20 protein-coding genes are annotated in these 16806 nt (G+C 30.0%); 12 read left to right on the top strand and 8 right to left on the bottom strand.

The genetic code is table 11. The annotated features are described in order from the left end of the window. The first annotated feature begins 28 nt into the window (after positions 1 to 28). The 4 genes from hisIE (at position 29) to cmk (ending at position 3454) form a co-directional block, all read left to right on the top strand. Complete coding sequence (gene hisIE, locus WHD54_RS01835; protein WP_088322961.1) at positions 29 to 628, top strand: bifunctional phosphoribosyl-AMP cyclohydrolase/phosphoribosyl-ATP diphosphatase HisIE; 600 nt, start codon at positions 29 to 31, stop codon at positions 626 to 628. 85 nt (positions 629 to 713) lie between these two features. Beyond that, positions 714 to 1607 (top strand): EamA family transporter, encoded by an 894-nt coding sequence (locus WHD54_RS01830; RefSeq protein WP_088322960.1) that lies wholly within the window; start codon positions 714 to 716, stop codon positions 1605 to 1607. Positions 1608 to 1713: 106 nt separating this feature from the next. Continuing rightward, complete coding sequence (porQ, locus tag WHD54_RS01825) at positions 1714 to 2748, top strand: type IX secretion system protein PorQ (RefSeq protein ID WP_088322959.1); 1035 nt, start codon at positions 1714 to 1716, stop codon at positions 2746 to 2748. A gap of 13 nt (positions 2749 to 2761) precedes the next feature. Next, positions 2762 to 3454: a (d)CMP kinase gene (gene cmk / locus WHD54_RS01820; RefSeq protein ID WP_088322958.1), complete on the top strand. Its 693-nt coding sequence runs from the start codon at positions 2762 to 2764 to the stop codon at positions 3452 to 3454. Between the two features lie 55 nt (positions 3455 to 3509). On the opposite strand, the gene WHD54_RS01815 is transcribed toward cmk, so the two are convergent. Beyond that, the gene (locus tag WHD54_RS01815; RefSeq protein WP_088322957.1) at positions 3510 to 4139 is read right to left on the bottom strand and encodes a 7-carboxy-7-deazaguanine synthase QueE; all 630 of its coding nucleotides are present in this window, start codon (positions 4137 to 4139) and stop codon (positions 3510 to 3512) included. A gap of 337 nt (positions 4140 to 4476) precedes the next feature. Here WHD54_RS01815 and rpsA point away from each other — a divergent pair, with 337 nt between their 5' ends. Further along, positions 4477 to 6297, top strand: a complete 1821-nt coding sequence (gene rpsA / locus WHD54_RS01810; protein ID WP_088322956.1) for a 30S ribosomal protein S1 — start codon at positions 4477 to 4479, stop codon at positions 6295 to 6297. Positions 6298 to 6632: 335 nt separating this feature from the next. On the opposite strand, the gene WHD54_RS01805 is transcribed toward rpsA, so the two are convergent. The 3 genes from WHD54_RS01805 to smpB all read right to left on the bottom strand — a co-directional run bounded on the left by WHD54_RS01805 (position 6633) and on the right by smpB (position 8652). After that, entirely contained in the window at positions 6633 to 7211 is a 579-nt protein-coding gene (locus tag WHD54_RS01805; RefSeq protein WP_088322955.1) for a Maf-like protein, read from the bottom strand. A gap of 25 nt (positions 7212 to 7236) precedes the next feature. Continuing rightward, positions 7237 to 8130, bottom strand: a complete 894-nt coding sequence (locus WHD54_RS01800; protein ID WP_158211796.1) for a geranylgeranylglycerol-phosphate geranylgeranyltransferase — start codon at positions 8128 to 8130, stop codon at positions 7237 to 7239. A gap of 63 nt (positions 8131 to 8193) precedes the next feature. Continuing rightward, on the bottom strand, positions 8194 to 8652 hold the full coding sequence (gene smpB, locus WHD54_RS01795) for an SsrA-binding protein SmpB (protein WP_088322953.1): 459 nt from the start codon (positions 8650 to 8652) through the stop codon (positions 8194 to 8196). Between the two features lie 94 nt (positions 8653 to 8746). Here smpB and WHD54_RS01790 point away from each other — a divergent pair, with 94 nt between their 5' ends. Then, positions 8747 to 9490, top strand: coding sequence for a DUF6503 family protein (locus WHD54_RS01790; protein ID WP_088322952.1), 744 nt, complete (start codon positions 8747 to 8749; stop codon positions 9488 to 9490). Between the two features lie 80 nt (positions 9491 to 9570). Here WHD54_RS01790 and WHD54_RS01785 read toward each other — a convergent pair whose 3' ends face one another. The 4 genes from WHD54_RS01785 to WHD54_RS01770 are packed head-to-tail and all read right to left on the bottom strand — an operon-like array spanning position 9571 to position 12656. Then, positions 9571 to 10023 carry a sensor of ECF-type sigma factor gene (locus tag WHD54_RS01785; RefSeq protein ID WP_143744233.1) on the bottom strand — a complete coding sequence of 151 codons (453 nt, stop codon included), beginning with the start codon at positions 10021 to 10023 and terminating at the stop codon, positions 9571 to 9573. A gap of 1 nt (position 10024) precedes the next feature. After that, positions 10025 to 10570, bottom strand: coding sequence for a hypothetical protein (locus WHD54_RS01780; protein WP_088322950.1), 546 nt, complete (start codon positions 10568 to 10570; stop codon positions 10025 to 10027). A gap of 33 nt (positions 10571 to 10603) precedes the next feature. Beyond that, entirely contained in the window at positions 10604 to 11152 is a 549-nt protein-coding gene (locus WHD54_RS01775) for an RNA polymerase sigma factor (RefSeq protein ID WP_088322949.1), read from the bottom strand. Between the two features lie 55 nt (positions 11153 to 11207). Further along, positions 11208 to 12656, bottom strand: a complete 1449-nt coding sequence (locus WHD54_RS01770; RefSeq protein WP_088322948.1) for a nicotinate-nucleotide adenylyltransferase — start codon at positions 12654 to 12656, stop codon at positions 11208 to 11210. Between the two features lie 77 nt (positions 12657 to 12733). Between WHD54_RS01770 and WHD54_RS01765 the strand changes: the two genes are divergently transcribed. The 6 genes from WHD54_RS01765 to WHD54_RS01740 all read left to right on the top strand — a co-directional run bounded on the left by WHD54_RS01765 (position 12734) and on the right by WHD54_RS01740 (position 16805). Beyond that, on the top strand, positions 12734 to 13516 hold the full coding sequence (locus WHD54_RS01765) for an MBL fold metallo-hydrolase (protein ID WP_088322947.1): 783 nt from the start codon (positions 12734 to 12736) through the stop codon (positions 13514 to 13516). 72 nt (positions 13517 to 13588) lie between these two features. Next, a complete protein-coding gene (locus tag WHD54_RS01760; protein ID WP_262502696.1) occupies positions 13589 to 13720 on the top strand; it encodes a hypothetical protein in 132 nt (43 codons plus the stop codon). A 108-nt stretch (positions 13721 to 13828) separates the two neighbouring features. Next, positions 13829 to 13957: a hypothetical protein gene (locus tag WHD54_RS01755; RefSeq protein ID WP_262502695.1), complete on the top strand. Its 129-nt coding sequence runs from the start codon at positions 13829 to 13831 to the stop codon at positions 13955 to 13957. Beyond that, positions 13958 to 14764 (top strand): cell envelope biogenesis protein OmpA, encoded by an 807-nt coding sequence (locus WHD54_RS01750; RefSeq protein WP_088322946.1) that lies wholly within the window; start codon positions 13958 to 13960, stop codon positions 14762 to 14764. 1 nt (position 14765) lies between these two features. Then, the gene (locus WHD54_RS01745) at positions 14766 to 15251 is read left to right on the top strand and encodes a Rab family GTPase (RefSeq protein WP_088322945.1); all 486 of its coding nucleotides are present in this window, start codon (positions 14766 to 14768) and stop codon (positions 15249 to 15251) included. A 6-nt stretch (positions 15252 to 15257) separates the two neighbouring features. After that, on the top strand, positions 15258 to 16805 hold the full coding sequence (locus tag WHD54_RS01740; protein WP_088322944.1) for an ATP-binding response regulator: 1548 nt from the start codon (positions 15258 to 15260) through the stop codon (positions 16803 to 16805). Position 16806: the final 1 nt, after the last annotated feature.

Genomic DNA, 16806 nt, shown 5'->3' with positions numbered 1-16806 from the left:
TATAAGTTAAGTTTTAATATAAACGATAATGAACGTAGATTTTAGTAAAAATTTAGATGGTTTAGTACCTGCAATAATACAAGATGCACAAACAAAAAATGTGTTGATGTTAGGGTACATGAATGAAGAGGCTTTTTTAAAAACAAAAAAAACAGCTTTGGTTACCTTTTATAGTAGATCAAAAAAAAGATTATGGACCAAAGGAGAAGAAAGTGGTAATACACTACAATTAGTAGATATAAAGTTAGATTGCGACAATGATACATTGTTGGTTTTTGTAAACCCGAAAGGCCCTACATGTCATAAAGGCTCAGATACTTGCTGGAATGAGAACAATAATAGTAACTTTGGTTTTTTATCAACTCTAGAAAATACCATTGCAGATAGAATAGAAAATAAAAACACACAAAAATCTTATGTTGCTAGTTTATTTGACAAAGGAATAAATAAAATTGCTCAAAAAGTTGGAGAAGAAGCAGTAGAAACAGTTATAGAGGCATTAGATACAAACAACGAATTATTTTTATATGAAGCTGCAGACTTGTTGTTTCATTACCTTTTACTATTACAAGCAAAGGGTTTTACATTAAAAGATATTGAGGCAGAACTTTTAAAAAGAAAGAAATAAAATTTGTTATTTTATTTAAATACAAAAGTATTGATGTCGAGTTAATTTTTAGTGGTAGTTTTGCCAATTAAAATTCTACTTAAGAATGAAATTCGACACCACAAAACTATTAATTGTAGTTGCATTTATATCTATTTATGTAATTTGGGGCTCTACCTATCTATTTAATAAAGTAGCAGTTACAGAATTACCTCCTTTTTTTCTAGCCTCTATTCGGTTTTCTACAGCCGGTGTTTTAATGCTAACAATAGCAAAACTTTTTGGTTATAGTTTTAAAATAACTAAAAATCAGTTAAAAAATACAGCTATAGCCTCTTTCTTTTTTTTAATTTTAGGAAATAGTGTTTTTGTTTGGTCTTTGCAATTCGTAGATAGTGGTTTTGCAGCTTTAATTGCTTCTACCCAACCATTATTTGTACTGCTAATTCTTCGCTTTTTAGACAGAAAACCAATGCAGAGAAAATCCATAATAGGTGTCTGTTTGGGTATTTTTGGTATGTATTTGTTAATTAGTCAACAAGAACTTGTTACTTCTAAAGATACAATTATTGGTATTATAGTAATGTTGGGTTGTGTTTTGGGTTGGAGTTATGGTGGTGTTTTTGTATCCAAAGCAAATTTACCTAAAAACTTTTTTGTAAGTACCGGTATTCAAATGGTAATTGCAGGATTTGTTTTAGCTATTATTAGTGCTACTTTTAGAGAAAATTGGAGTTTTCCAACAACATGGAGTTCAAACGTTCAAATATCTATGTTGTTATTAATAGTTTTGGGCGGTATTGTCGCTTTTACAGCTTTTAATTATTTATTAAAAACTGTTTCTACAGAAAAAGTGGCAACTTCTGCATATGTAAATCCTGTTATTGCACTGTTTATGGGATGGTATTTCTTAGATGAAAATATTAGTAACCAATCTATGATTGCTTCTGTAATATTACTTACTGGGGTTTATTTTATCACCTCAAGAAAAAGAAGATAAAATTACAATACTATTCTAGAAGTTATTTTGAGTTATTATTTTTGTTTCCGTGAAATATTAAGCGTTATTTTCGTTTATTAATTATACGTTGCTATATTGTAGTAAGATGAGGTTAAGAATTATTCTTTTTTTTATGCTGATAATTAGTCAATCTGTAAAATCTCAGGTAGGCGGTGAGCAAGTATATCAATTTTTAAATCTGTCTACATCTGCCAGACAAATTGCCTTAGGTGGTGAGGTTTTAAATATTATGAACGATGTAAGCCAGCCTTTATGGAATCCAGCAGTTTTAAATGACGACTTAGATAGAAAACTATCTGTAAATTATACCAATTATTTAGCGGGTATCAACTTGGGTTCGCTATCATACGCCACAAAAATTTCTAGAAGATTTGGAATGATGCATACCAATATTACGTATTTAGATTATGGAACTATTATAGGAGCCGATGAGCAAGGTATAGAAACAGGTAATTTTGGGGCAAATGATTTGGCCATAACTCTAGGATATTCATATAATTTTCCAAGAACAAATATATATGCAGGAGTGAACTTTAAGTTTATAAATGCGGCTATTAGTAATTTTAATTCTTTCGGTGTTGCGGCAGATTTTTCAATACTTTATTTTAGTCCTTTTCAACCTTTTTCCTTTACTTTGGTAGCCAGAAATTTAGGAACACAAATAAAATCTTTTACAGGAAGCGAAGAAGATATTCCTTTGAAAGTAGCTTTTGGTGCATCTTACAAATTGCAATATGTTCCCTTAAAGTGGTATTTAACAATTGATAATTTACAAAGGTGGAATCTTTCGGTACCGAATCCATCTAACCAAACAAGCGACTTAAACGGAAATATAACACAAGAAAAAATTAGTTTTTTGGCAAATACTTTTAGACATTTTATTGTTGGAGCAGAATTGTTTCCAGAAAGTCTTATTAATGTAAGATTGGGGTATAATTTTAAAAGAGCAGCTGAATTAAAGTTACAGAATGTTAGAACATTTTCTGGTATTTCTTTTGGTTTTGGTGTTCAAATGAACCGTTTTAAACTTAATTATGCATATTCTAAGTTTCATAGTGCTTCTAATGCGAGTACTTTTAGTTTAGAGATAGATTTAGATACACGCACGAGATTTAGATAGTAAAAATAAATTTATGAATAAAAATATTACCATTGCAATAGATGGTTTTTCATCAACAGGAAAAAGTACCATTGCAAAATTATTAGCTAAAAAGTACAATTACATTTATGTAGACACTGGTGCTATGTACAGAGCTGTAACTTTATATGCAAAAAATAATAATTTAGTTTCAGACAATTTTTTAGATGCTACAACCTTAATTTCTAAGTTAGATGCTATCTCTTTGTCTTTTAAATTTAATAAAAATCTTGGTTTTGCTGAAATGTATTTGAATGGAAAAAATGTAGAAAAAGAAATTAGGACTTTGGCAATTTCTAAGCTGGTAAGTAAGGTTTCTGAAATTTCTGAAGTACGTAAAAAGTTGGTGAAAGAACAGCAACAAATGAGAAAAAATAACGGAGTAGTAATGGATGGTAGAGATATTGGAACTGTTGTTTTTCCGGATGCCGAACTTAAACTATTTATGACTGCCTCTGCAAATAAAAGAGCTACAAGGCGCTACAAAGAATTATTAGAAAGGGGAGATGAAGTAAAGTTTGATGAAATTCTTTTTAATGTACAAGAAAGAGATAGAATAGACTCTACCAGAAAAGATTCTCCGTTGATAAAGGCAGATGATGCTATCGAATTTGATAACTCAGATATGGGAATAACAGAGCAATTTAATAGAATTTGTACTTTAGTAGAAGCTAAAATTGCTAATTAACAATTAGATATTCTTATAGAGAATACAGTTTTTACCTCTAAAAAGACCAGTTAAATTATGGAATGTTAAGGTATTTGTGAGTTTGTAAAGAAATTTTCCACTTCGGATTTTTCATTACATAGTCAACAATTTCAGCAGTCATTTTTTCTTTTTTACTCCATTCGGGCTGTAAATATAGTTTGCAGTTTTCAGAAACTTTTGCTGCTTGTTGTTCTGCGAAGTCAAAATCAGATTTATTGTGAATAATCATTTTTAACTCGTCTGCTTCTGGGTAAACTTCTTCTAATGGAAGTTTCGTTTTTTTTGGAGAAAGACAAAACCAATCCCAAGTGCCCGAAAAAGCGTAAGCGCCAGAAGTTTCAATATGAGTTTTAATACCATTTTTTTGGAGCAGCTCTGTAATATAATCCATCGACCACATTAACGGCTCTCCACCGGTTATAACTACTGTGTTGGCATATTTTTTTACATTTTCAACAATTGTATCAGCAAGCGTTGGTGGGTGTAAATCTGCATTCCAGCTTTCCTTAACATCACACCAATGGCAGCCAACATCGCAACCTCCAACCCTAATAAAATAAGCGGCAGTTCCGGTATGAGAACCTTCACCCTGAATGGTGTAAAACTCTTCCATTAAGGGAAGCATTATTCCTTTATTTACTAATTCTTGTGTTTTTGTATCCATGCTAATCAGAAGAAATATTTACTTTTAATCAAATCGAGTACAAATGTAGTTCTTGCTATTAGATTATCCTTAAAAAAGTAGCAATAATTGAACTTACTTTTTTAAATAAGGCACTTTTGTTCTTTATATTCAAAAATAAAAAATACTGTTTTGTAACATCTTAAAAATATTTTTACTCTAAATGATTAAAAATCAAGTATTTTTTGTAAATTTGCACTCCTTTTTACGAGAACAGATTCATAAAAGGAATTTTATACAAAACAAATTTAAAAACTTCTCTTACTGTTTTAATTGTTAAGAATCTGTAAAACAATAAGATACAAAATTATTTTCAGAAATGTCTGAAGAATCAAAAAACACTGAAGCGCAAGTTGAAGCTTCTGAAAACCAAGCAGCAACTCCTGCTGTAGATCCAAAACAATTTTTAGCTGACTTTAACTGGCACAAATACGAACAAGGTATTGAAGCTGTTGATGAAGAAAAATTAAAAAACTTCGAGCAAGCGTTAGAAGGAACCGTAGGTTTTGTAAACGAACGTGATGTTATTGAAGGAACTGTAATAAGAATTACAGATAGAGACGCAATTATAGATATTAATTCTAAGTCTGAAGGTGTAATTTCATTAAATGAATTTCGTTACAACCAAGGCTTAAAAGAAGGCGATACTGTAGAAGTATTAGTTGATAAAAGAGAAGATTCTTCTGGTCAGTTAGTATTATCTCACAAAAAAGCAAGAGTAATTAAAGCTTGGGAAAGAGTTAACAACGCTCACGAAACTGGTGAAGTAGTGAACGGTTTTGTTAAATGTAGAACAAGAGGTGGTATGATTGTAGATGTTTTCGGTATCGAAGCATTTTTACCAGGTTCTCAAATTGATGTAAAGCCAATTAGAGATTACGATCAATATGTAGAAAAAACAATGGAGTTTAAAGTGGTTAAGATAAATCACGAATTTAAAAACGTTGTAGTTTCTCACAAAGCATTAATTGAAGCTGATATTGAAATTCAAAAGAAAGAAATTATCGGTCAATTAGAAAAAGGTCAAGTATTAGAAGGTATTGTTAAAAACATTACTTCTTACGGTGTATTTGTAGATTTAGGTGGTGTAGATGGATTAGTTCATATTACAGATTTATCTTGGTCTAGAATTAATCATCCAAATGAAGTAGTTGAGTTAGACCAAAAATTAAACGTTGTAATTTTAGATTTTGATGATAACAAGTCTAGAATTCAATTAGGTTTAAAACAATTATCTGCGCACCCTTGGGAAGCTTTAGATGCAGAATTAAAAGTAGGTGATAAAGTAACAGGAGAAGTTGTTGTTTTAGCAGATTATGGAGCATTTGTAGAAGTAGAGCAAGGAGTAGAAGGATTAATTCACGTTTCAGAAATGTCTTGGTCTACACACTTACGTTCAGCTCAAGATTTCGTTAAAGTTGGAGATAAAGTTGAAGCTCAGGTATTAACTTTAGACAGAGAAGACCGTAAAATGTCTCTTGGTATTAAGCAATTACACCCAGATCCTTGGACAGATATTACTTCTAAATATCCTGTAGGTTCTACCCACACCGGTACCGTAAGAAATTACACAAACTTTGGTGTTTTTGTAGAATTAGAAGAGGGTATTGATGGTTTGGTATATATTTCTGACTTATCTTGGACTAAGAAAATTAAGCATCCTTCAGATTTTGTAACTGTTGGCGATAAATTAGATGTTCAAGTTTTAGAATTAGATGTAGAAAACAGAAAGTTAAACCTAGGTCATAAGCAAACACAAGACAACCCTTGGGATGCTCATGAAGCTACTTATGCAATCGGTTCTACTCACCAAGGAACAGTAAAAGAGAAAAATGATAAAGGAGCTGTAGTTACTTTTGCAGATGGCGTAGAAGGTTTTGCACCAACTCGTTTCTTAGAAAAAGAAGACGGTTCTAAGTTAGAAAAAGGAGATACCATCGACTTTATAGTGATGGAATTTTCTAAAGAATACAGAAGAGTAGTAGTTTCTCATACTTCTATTTTTAGAGAAGAAGAAAAGAGAAACATTAAGGCTGCTGCAAAAAAATCTGCAGATGCAGAAAAAACAACTCTTGGAGACATAGGTGGTTTAGCAGCACTTAAAGAAAAAATGGAAGCTGGAGATAAAAAGAAGAAATAATTTTATTCTTTTATACCAGTAGATTTTTTATCTATTAACAAAAGCCGATGCAACTTGCATCGGCTTTTTTTTTAACACACTTTTTTTTTAAAAGCTTGTATCTTTCGAGCAAAATAACAGGCAATATTTTTTAAATAATTTTAGAAATCTAAAAAGCTGAATTCAAAAATTTAAATTTTGAGTTTTTTGGGCGTTCCCTAAAAAGGTCGGGCTTTCCACTATATCTTTTTGCCAACAAAACAAAAAGGATGTCGTTTCAATCCCTAACGCAACTTTATAATAGAAATTAGCCTACAAAAATGAAATTGGTAAAAATTGTTTTAATAAAAAAATGATTAAAACTTTAATAAAGCTTTATATAGTTTGTGAGTAGGTAAGCCTACCACATTAAAATAACTACCTTTTATTTTTTCTATTCCAATAAAGCCTATCCATTCTTGTATACCATATGCTCCGGCTTTATCAAAAGGTTTGTAATTATTTATGTAGTAGTGTATTTCATCGTCTAATAATTCTTTGAAAGTTACAGTAGTAACATCATTTATTATTTTTGTAGAATTTAAGGAGCTAATAGCAATAGAAGTTATTACTTCATGAGTTTTACCAGATAAACTTTTTAACATTGTAAAAGCTTCTAAAGCATTTTTTGGTTTGCCCAACGCTTTATTTTCGAACCAAACGATTGTGTCGGATGTAATTAGAATATCATTTTCTTTTAAATTTTTAAAGGCAGTTGCTTTTAAAGCTGCTAAATAATCTGTTATTTCTTTTCCTTTCAATTCATCCGGATAATTTTCTTCAACCTCTTGAAGCTTTACGACAAAGTCGATATCTAAATCTTTAAAAAACTGTTGCCTTCTTGGTGATTTTGAAGCTAAAATAATTTGATAATTTTTAAGTCGTTCTTTTAACATTTATGAATCTATTAAGATGAATACACTATTTGATTAGAAATAAAAGCATTGATAAAATGCCGAATAGCATTATTATTTTTAAAATTTTACTTAATCTAGAATAATCACTCTTATTTGTAGCAATCCAAAGATGGTAAGTAAAGTATAATAAAGGTGCTAAAATAAAAGCGATTCCGTATAATAAAAAAAATGGTTGATTTCTAACACGTAATAATACTATCATTAACATAAATACTAAAAATCCGCTACAAAAAAGTGCAATATTTGCGGCTCGTTTTCTGCCAACTACAATAGGAATAGTTTTTGCTTTAATAGCTAAATCTCCATTAACATCTTCAATATCTTTAATAATTTCTCGAATGAGTGTTGTTGTAAATGCAAAAAATAAATATAAAAATATTTGTGGCGTTGCTATTTTGAAAATCATTAAAAAGTTATTGGTTGATACAACTTCATTATAATCTGTAGAAAAACTGTACACTAAATAAATGGGGAGTGCAGTAAGAAAAGCCACAGTTAGATTACCAATAAGAGTATTTTTTTTAAAACTTTTAGAGTAGAAATATAATAGTATAGGAGTGGTAAAAAAAATAAAACCATTAGCATAAGAGCTTTTAAGTATAGAAATATACGTACCCGTAATAAAACCTATTAAAGTACATAAAAAATAATATATTTTAGCTTTTTTAATTGGTATAAATGTTTCAATAAACATTTTGTGAGGCTTGTTTATAGCGTCGGTTTTTATGTCAAAAATATCGTTAATTATATATCCGCCGGCAGTTAAAAAAAGAACACTAGTGCAAAGAAGAATAAACTCTACATTATTTATGTTGGTGTTTTTTGCATCTATATTTACTACAGCATATTTAGTTAAAACCATAGTTATTAAAACCATTAAAAGGTTTTTGTAACGCATTAGTTTTAATATAGCCATTCGGGGTAAAATAATTAAATTAGATTTTATGGATTACAAAGAAATTTAAAAGTTCTTTTTTATTCTTGCCAATTCTCTTTTGTTATCTCTATCTTTTATTACTTCTCTTTTGTCATGATTTTGTTTTCCTTTAGCCAACGCAATTTCTAGTTTGGCAAAACCATTATCATTTATAAAAAGCCTCAAAGGAACTATAGTGTTTCCTTTTGCTTCTACATCTTTTTTTAAACTTCTTAGTTCTCTTTTATTTAACAATAGTCTACGTTCACTTTTTGGCTTGTGGTTAAAATGATGACCAAACATATATTCTTGAATGTACATGTTAACAATAAACAATTCTCCACGTTCATTAAACTCGCAAAAACTTTCTGTTATTCTTGCTTGGCTTAATCTAATCGATTTAATTTCTGTGCCAGTCAACTGAATCCCTGCAACATATTTGTCTAGAATTTCAAATTCGAAGCGTGCTTTTTTATTTTGAATATTGATTTTTTTCTGAACCATTAAAAATCATTTTTAATTTTAACAAAGATACATTTTTACATTCGAGAAAGAAATGTAATTTTGGTATCTCTTATAAAGAACATAAAAATATAAAATGCGTTATATATTCTTACTTTTTCTACTTTTTTTTATTTCATGCCAACCATCTAAACAAAGTTTTACAGCACAACAGCTAATAGATAAAACAATTATTACATCGGGTGCTAGTAGTTTAAACAATGCTAAATTAAGTTTTCGTTTTAGAGAAAAAAGCTACAAAGCATATAGAAATTATGGAGTTTTTAAACTTTCTCGCATTTTTAAAAAAGATTCTAACATTGTAAAAGACGTACTTTCGAACGATGGTTTTATAAGAACTATTAATAACAAGAAAGTGGTAGTCTCTAAAAAAGAGGCTTCTCGATTTTCTAATGCTTTAAACTCAGTGCATTATTTTGCTGCGTTACCTTATGGTTTAAACGATGCTGCAGTTCGAAAAAAAATGCTGGGTTCGGCAACAATAAAAGGAAAAGAATATTATAAAGTAGAAATTACTTTTACAGAGAATGGCGGTGGAGAAGATTTTGAAGACGTGTTTATTTATTGGATAGGTAAGCAAGATTTTTTAATAGATTATTTAGCATATTCATTTCATACAAATGGAGGAGGAAAACGTTTTAGAGTTTTAAAAGAACAATGTGTAAGAAATGGTGTTCGTTTTGTCGATTACCATAATTATAAACCTTTAGATAGCAACACTGCTTTAATTAATTTAGATACTTCTTTTGAAAATAACGAATTAACAAAAGTATCTGAAATTGTTTTAGAAAATATACAAGTTGTACTTAACAATAATTAATTTGTTACACTATAATTAGTAAAAAACCCTAAAAGTTACTAACTTTTAGGGTTTATGATATATAAAATTTCGTGTAGGAATTATTTATCCTTTTTGCTTCTACCATACTTACGCATTAAGTTTCTGGCAAATTCTCGTTCAGATACAAAAAGATGCATAATTTTTTTATAGCTTAAAAAAGTTGCCAATTCCTTTATGAATATCTCTCTTTGAGAGGTCATTTCTCGCTCTAAATCAATTTTAGACAATATTTGCTGTTTGGCATCATCTTCGGAGATATTCTTGTAATCATTTTTTTCTTTCATTCTATTTTTCATCTCTATTCTACCCTTGCTTCTTAGAGAATCTATTATTTCTTGATGTTTGTTATAAATAGGCCAAAACTTTTGAGCCTCTGTAGAAGACAGATTTAATTCTTGAGATAAGAAAGCTATTTTAAGTGCTTTAATTTTATCTCTACTTTCTTTACTGTGTTGAGCATTTGTTTGAAAAAAAGCCAATAGTAAGATTAAAATTGAAATATTTTTTTTCATGTTAATCATTTTCGTTTAGTATAGAGGTGTTTTCGGTCTGAATTAAATAGTCTTCAATAGCCTCATTTTTTATTTGGTTAAAAGAAAAGTCGTTTACTGTTAAAATTTCATTTTCTAAAATGCTAGCAAAATCATCGTCGGACAATTCAGTTACATTATCTACAATCCAATTTTCAATAGCCAATTCACTTACCGAATCAAAATTTAGTTGATTAGTATTCGTTTTTAAAAAGTACTCAACACTTAAAAAGAGCATAAAAGAAGCTGCAACACCGAAAGATATTAATTTTAAAACTTTCTTTTTAATTAAAATTGCTTTTGGTTTGGTATTGGCAGTCTTTATTTTTTTGAGCAAGCTATCTTCTAGGTTGTCAAAATAATTATTTGGTACTGTAAAGCTTTTATTATTAGGAAGCTTGTTTTCAGATATTGAGCACAGAATTTCTTCTTCTAATTCTATAAAATAGTTTTCAGGCAAAGAAAATCCAGGTTTTTTTGGAGTTTCTGCGTTCAGAAAGTTTTCGATATTATTAGAATTCTGTTTCATTATATTAGTTAGACCTAATTTTTAACAAAAGGTTTAATTAGTTTTATTTTTTATATATGTTTCTATTTTTTTAACGGCATGAAAGTAAGAGGCTTTTAGGGCTCCTACAGAGGTCTCTAAAATATCTGCAATTTCCTGGTATTTTAACTCATCAAAATACTTCATATTAAATACCAACTGCTGTTTTTGAGGTAGTGTAGCAATTGCTTTTTGTAGTATTTGCTGAATTTCATCTCCGGTAAAATAAATATCACTTTCTAGCGAGTTTACCAATTGATTTTTAATTTCAGAAACTTCAATATTATTTTTTTTGGCGCGTTTATTTATAAATGAGATTGCTTCATTTGTAGCAATTCTGTACATCCAAGAAAAAAGTTTACTTTCTTGGTTAAATTTATCAATATTTCTGTAAACTTTAATAAAGGTGTTTTGCAAAACATCATCAGCATCGTCATGAGAAATTACAATTTTTCGAATATGCCAATACAATCGCTTTTTGTAAAGCGACAAAAGAGCTCTAAAAGCCTTGTCTTTGGTAGTTGCATTTTTTAGTTCTGCTACTAAAATATTTTCGTCTTTCAATAATTTCTTTTTTTAGTAAGACAAAATATTTTTACAAAGGTTTAATACGGCTAAATTATTTTTTTAACCTAGCTCTAGAGTATCCAAAAAGGCGTTTTTGTTTAATTGTTTCTGCAATTCCTTCAGGTAACATTTCCTCCCAACCTTTCTCTCCAGCAACAATCATTTTTAATACTGTTCTAGAAAAAATGTCCATTATTTCTTTATCAAAATCTTCAATATTTACTAATCGCCCGTTATTTTTAAAGAATTTATATAATTCTTTCATTCTTGGGTGAACTTTTAGGTTTTCACTGTTGATGTATTCATCAGACTCTTGGTCGTGATAAGGATACATATACACTTTTAAATCTCTGTAAAATAGTTTTCCAAAAGCCTCTAATATACCACCACTTAAATTACGATAATATTTCTCATCAAATATTTGAATAAGATTGTAAACTCCCATTGCCAAGCCCATTCTTTCTTTAGTGAATTCGCTAAAATACTCTACTAGTTTAAAGTATTGTTGAAAGCTGGTAATCATTACATTTTGCCCTAAAGAGCACAAGAGTTCTGCTCTGTCTAGGAAGTCTCGTTCATTAATTTTACCTTCGGAAGTAAGGTTACTAAGTGTAATTTCGAAAATAACTTGTGTATTTTCTTCTTTTACCTTGTTTTCGGATAAGAAAAGTTTTTTAGACTTTTCGTACATATCCATATTTACTTTGGTTACCGGTCTAAAACTACCTCTTAAGGCTAAAATGTTTTGCTTGTAAAGCACTTGAGCAGGCAATAAGTTGTTACCATCTGGCCCAAACATTACAGCGTTTGTCATACCGTTTTTGAGCAATTGTAAACTCATCAATCGGTTGTCTACATACATAAAGCGTGGTCCCGAAAAGTTAATCATATCAACTTCTAGTTGGTCGTTGCTAAGATTGTGATAAAAAGATTTTACCAATTCTTTCGGATTGTCATTTAAGTAAAACGCACCATAAATTAAGTTAACACCCAAAACACCTAGTGTTTCCTGTTGTAAACGAGCATCTGTCTCTTTAAAACGCAAATGCAGTATTATTTCATTGTATTCTTCTAGAGGATCTAACTGAAAACGAATACCAACCCAGCCATGACCTTTAAACTTTTTTGCAAAATCTATGGTTGTTACTGTATTTGCATAACTAAAAAATAGTTTATCAGGGTGTTTTTCTCTACTCAATCGATCTTCAATTAAATCGATTTCGTGATGCAACATTTTTTTTAATCTTGGTTGCGTTACATAACGTTTATCTTGTTCAATACCGTAAATTGCATCAGAAAAATCTTTATCATAAGCACTCATTGCCTTTGCAATGGTTCCTGAAGCTCCACCAGACCTAAAGAAGTTTCTTGCAGTTTCTTGGCCTGCGCCAATTTCTGCAAAAGTTCCGTAAATGTCTTTATTTAAGTTTATTCTAAGTGCTTTACTTTTGGTACTAGGGACTGTACTTATTTCTTGATCTCCTTTTAAAGAAATTGCCATAAATCTATTTTTATATCTAACAACAAATGTAATAAATTACTGTGCTATCAGTCAATTTTTATCTTATTTTTGTTTAAATGAATTCAAAGAAAAAACTATTAACAGTTACTTTTTTAGGAACGGGTACCTCTCAAGGAGTACCAATGATTGCCAGTAAACATCCGGTTTGTATGTCTAAAAACAGTAAAGACAAACGTTTACGGTCTTCAGTTTTAATATCTTGGGACGATAAAACAATTGTGATAGATTGTGGGCCAGATTTTAGACAGCAAATGTTGCGAGAGAATGTGCAAGAAATCTTGGCAGTATTATTTACGCATGAACACTCAGATCATACTGCAGGAATTGATGATTTAAGGCCCTATTGTTATCAAATTGGTGCCATGCCAATTTATTTAAACAAAAGAACTTTGCAAAGTTTAGAAAAACGTTTCGAATATATTTTTTCGGTTGAGAACAGATATCCTGGCGCTCCTAGTGTATTGCCAAAAATAGTAAATGAGGTTCCATTTGAAGTTTATAATATGCCTGTTACACCTCTACATGTTTTACATGGTAATTTGCCAATACTTGGGTATAAAATTCAGAATTTTGCGTATTTAACAGATGTAAAAACAATTCCGTTAGAAACAGAAAAGCAACTTTACAATTTAGAGGTGTTGGTTATAAATGCACTTAGGCAAGAAGAGCATCCAACACATTTTAACCTAGATGAAGCTTTAGCTTTGGTTGATAGAGTGCAACCTAAAAGAACATATTTTACGCACATTAGCCATAAATTAGGTTTTCATGATGAGGTAGAAAAGAAACTTCCCGCAAACGTTTACCTTGCTTTTGACGGCTTAAAGATTGAAATCTAGATTTTTATTTTATTTTTAATGTATATTTGTTTGATGATTTAAATAATTAGTTAACTCAATTAAAGAATTTCAATGAAAAAAACAATTGACAAAAGTAATTTAGAGGCTCAAAAAATTACAGAAACTCCCCAACAAATAGATAGCAGAATTGCTGCAGTTAGAGACTTAATATTCGGGGAAAACATACAGCAATACGATTCTTAATTTGCAGATGTTTACGATAAAATTAAAAAGTTAGAGCAAGCTACACAAAGTAATTTAGCAGAAGCTGTAAGCAGTCTCGAGCATAAAATTGCAGATTTAGAAAGTTTAATGGATCATAAGTTTCAAGACCTAAATGAAGAGTTAGATAAGAAACTTGCAGATTTAGATGATGAAAAAGCCGACAGAAGAAAACTAGGAAAAGCATTAGAGAAAATAGCTTTGATGCTGCAAGAATAAATGGGAAAGGAAACTGTAGATAACAATAAAGACAATCGTTTTGAGTTGCTCAGAGAACTTTTATTAGAAGATGATAGAGAAAAATTTTCTGCTCTTAGCGAAGAAATTATCAAAAAAGAGCAACTACACAAAAGTGTTTCACCACTAGTAGATGAAAAAATAGAAGATCTTCGTAATAAATTTCCAGAATATTTTGGAGACACTATTACTCAAACAATTAAAGTTCAAATTAGAGACTCTAAAGACGAAGTTGTAGAGGCCTTGTATCCAATAATGGGTAAGTTGGTTAAAAAAGCTATTGTAAGTGAAATAACCAAACTTACAGAGAAAATTAATGCTACAGTAAAAGAAAAGTTTTCGTTACAAGAAATAATAAAGAGATATTTTAAAAGAGAAAAATCTGACGCAGAAATTATTTTGCAAGACGTTTTTGAGCCTGTAATAGAGGAGGTTTTTGTGATAGAAAAAAATTCTGGTTTACTTTCTGGTAGTTACTCCAGAGGAAATGTTGCAGATAAAGATATGATTTCTGGAATGCTAACTGCTATTAAATCTTTTGCAGAAGATGCTTTTTCTAAAGAAAATCAAAACTTAGAAGATATAAAGTTTGATAGTTTTCAATTAACCATAAAAAACTTCCAATCAATATATATAGCAATTGCAACATCAGGTGTTCTCAATATCGATTTTAAAGAAGAGTTGACAGATAATGTGAATGATTTAGCTGAAATAATTTTGAGAGACCGTTCTTTTTTATCAGATGAAGACAAATTAGGTAAATTAATTCAGAAACACCTTATAGATTAAAATGCTTGCAAAAAAAGTTTTATTGGTTGGTAATTTTGGTGTTGGAAAAACTTCTCTTATAAGAAGGTTTGTGTTAAATGAGTTTTCAGAAGATTATATAAGTACTATAGGCGTTCGCGTTAGTTCTAAAATTGTAAATTATAAGAATCAATCTATAAAATTACTAATTTGGGATGTTGCGGGAACAAGTGGTAACGAAAAAGTGCCAAAAGCTTATTTTTTAGGAGCTAGTGCCGCTATGTTTGTTTTTGATGCAAGTAGGCAAGAAACCTATGAGAATGTTACCGCTTATATAAACACTGTTAAAGAACTTTCTGGCTTATCAGAAGTAACAGTTGTAGGAAATAAAAAAGACCTACTTAATTCTGTGGAAATAGAAAATTTACAAAATTTAGTTTCTGTAAAAATTGATTTATTAACAAGTGCTAAAGAAGATGAAAATGTAGAAGATGCTTTTATAAAACTGGTTTCCCAAGCCCTAAAATAATACCAATTGATACCTGCAAAAATACAAGATACATTTATACAATTAACCACCAATTTTAATGGATTAATTATTGAGATTTCTGCAGGAAATTTTTTAAAGTCCATTTTTAAGCCAAATAACTCAATATTTTCAGTTACAGACTTTTTAGAAGGTACTTTAGAAGCTTTGGAGTTAAATACTTCTATTTTGTTAGAAGGTATGCTTATTGTTTACAATAATAATGAGTATAATGTTTCTGTAGAATTATTTAAAAGTAATTCGGATGTTACTGTTTTAATTCATGATAGAACCACTGCATATAAACATATTTCTCAATTAAACCAGCAGAGAAATGATCTCTTTTTTTTAAAAAGAGCAATTACAGAAAAAAACAAAGAGTTAAAAAGACTTAGAGAAATTGCCGATAAAGCAAATGAAGATAAATCTAGATTTTTGGCCATGATGAGTCATGAAATAAGAAATCCATTAAACGTTATTTTAGGCTATGCTGCAATGATTTCTGAAGAGGCAATTACAGATAAAGTTGCAGAATACACCAATTTGCTCTCTATTTCTGGTGAGCATTTAAAAGTGATTGTAAATGATATTTTAGATTTATCTAGAATAGAGGCAGGAAGGTTAGAGCTTGTAAACTCCCCAATTAATCTTATTGAAATTGCTCAAAACAGTATCGAAAATTTTCGTTATCAGAATGCTAACAAAGAAGTTTCTTTAGTTTTACATAAACCAGTTTTACCCAAAGATACCTTTACTGTTTTAGGTGATGATGTAAGATTATATCAGATTTTTTCTAACTTATTGTCTAACGCATTAAAGTTTACTACTAAAGGAAGTATTTCTATTGCTCTTTCAGTGGCATCAGAAACCTCAAAAAGCGTGCAAGTTGTTTTCGATGTAACAGATTCTGGCGCTGGTATGACCGAAGAGCAAGCAACTAAAATTTTTGAAGAATATCAACAAAATAATAGTAGTGATTATAGAGTGTTAGGTGGTGCAGGCTTAGGTCTTTCTATAGTTTCTCGTCTATTAAGCGCAATGGGAGGTAGTATTTCTGTAAAAAGTAAACTTCACGTTGGTAGTACTTTTACGTTTAAAATTCCCTTTAAAAAAGTAAACGAGTCTAATGCAGTTCAACATGATTTAATAGAAAAAAATAATTTTTCAAACAAAAACTTGTCTGGTAAAAGGGTATTAGTAGCCGATGATGATGTTTTAAATCAGACCATAGTAGCACATATTTTGAAGAAAGAAAAGGTAGATTTTGTTCAGGTAAAAGATGGGTTATCTGCGTTGCATAGTCTACAAAAAGAAGTTTTTGATGTGTTACTTTTAGATATTCATATGCCAAATATTACAGGTGAGGAGTTGGTTAGTTTAAAAAGTGATTTTTTAGAAAAAAACAAAAAGATTCCTATAATAGCGCTAACAGCCAATACATCTAAAGAAGACGTCGAGAGGTATTTAAGTGTTGGTTTTACAGAAGTTGTAGGAAAACCATATAATGCCGCTACATTATTAGAGAAAATAAAGAGATCTTGCTATTCGTTTTCATAAA

Origin of the sequence: Polaribacter tangerinus, assembly GCF_038024095.1 — a bacterium.
Classification (GTDB): Bacteria; Bacteroidota; Bacteroidia; order Flavobacteriales; family Flavobacteriaceae; genus Polaribacter; species Polaribacter tangerinus.
This window is presented reverse-complemented; position numbering and strand designations above follow the sequence as displayed.

What these genes read in the sequence shown, in the direction of transcription:
- hisIE (WP_088322961.1), top strand. Translation starts at nt 29, where the DNA reads ATGAACGTAGATTTTAGTAAAAATTTAGATGGTTTAGTACCTGCAATA.
- WHD54_RS01830 (WP_088322960.1), top strand. Translation starts at nt 714, where the DNA reads ATGAAATTCGACACCACAAAACTATTAATTGTAGTTGCATTTATATCT.
- porQ (WP_088322959.1), top strand. Translation starts at nt 1,714, where the DNA reads ATGAGGTTAAGAATTATTCTTTTTTTTATGCTGATAATTAGTCAATCT.
- cmk (WP_088322958.1), top strand. Translation starts at nt 2,762, where the DNA reads ATGAATAAAAATATTACCATTGCAATAGATGGTTTTTCATCAACAGGA.
- WHD54_RS01815 (WP_088322957.1), bottom strand. Translation starts at nt 4,139, where the DNA reads ATGGATACAAAAACACAAGAATTAGTAAATAAAGGAATAATGCTTCCC.
- rpsA (WP_088322956.1), top strand. Translation starts at nt 4,477, where the DNA reads ATGTCTGAAGAATCAAAAAACACTGAAGCGCAAGTTGAAGCTTCTGAA.
- WHD54_RS01805 (WP_088322955.1), bottom strand. Translation starts at nt 7,211, where the DNA reads ATGTTAAAAGAACGACTTAAAAATTATCAAATTATTTTAGCTTCAAAA.
- WHD54_RS01800 (WP_158211796.1), bottom strand. Translation starts at nt 8,130, where the DNA reads ATGCGTTACAAAAACCTTTTAATGGTTTTAATAACTATGGTTTTAACT.
- smpB (WP_088322953.1), bottom strand. Translation starts at nt 8,652, where the DNA reads ATGGTTCAGAAAAAAATCAATATTCAAAATAAAAAAGCACGCTTCGAA.
- WHD54_RS01790 (WP_088322952.1), top strand. Translation starts at nt 8,747, where the DNA reads ATGCGTTATATATTCTTACTTTTTCTACTTTTTTTTATTTCATGCCAA.
- WHD54_RS01785 (WP_143744233.1), bottom strand. Translation starts at nt 10,023, where the DNA reads ATGAAAAAAAATATTTCAATTTTAATCTTACTATTGGCTTTTTTTCAA.
- WHD54_RS01780 (WP_088322950.1), bottom strand. Translation starts at nt 10,570, where the DNA reads ATGAAACAGAATTCTAATAATATCGAAAACTTTCTGAACGCAGAAACT.
- WHD54_RS01770 (WP_088322948.1), bottom strand. Translation starts at nt 12,656, where the DNA reads ATGGCAATTTCTTTAAAAGGAGATCAAGAAATAAGTACAGTCCCTAGT.
- WHD54_RS01765 (WP_088322947.1), top strand. Translation starts at nt 12,734, where the DNA reads ATGAATTCAAAGAAAAAACTATTAACAGTTACTTTTTTAGGAACGGGT.
- WHD54_RS01760 (WP_262502696.1), top strand. Translation starts at nt 13,589, where the DNA reads ATGAAAAAAACAATTGACAAAAGTAATTTAGAGGCTCAAAAAATTACA.
- WHD54_RS01755 (WP_262502695.1), top strand. Translation starts at nt 13,829, where the DNA reads ATGGATCATAAGTTTCAAGACCTAAATGAAGAGTTAGATAAGAAACTT.
- WHD54_RS01750 (WP_088322946.1), top strand. Translation starts at nt 13,958, where the DNA reads ATGGGAAAGGAAACTGTAGATAACAATAAAGACAATCGTTTTGAGTTG.
- WHD54_RS01745 (WP_088322945.1), top strand. Translation starts at nt 14,766, where the DNA reads ATGCTTGCAAAAAAAGTTTTATTGGTTGGTAATTTTGGTGTTGGAAAA.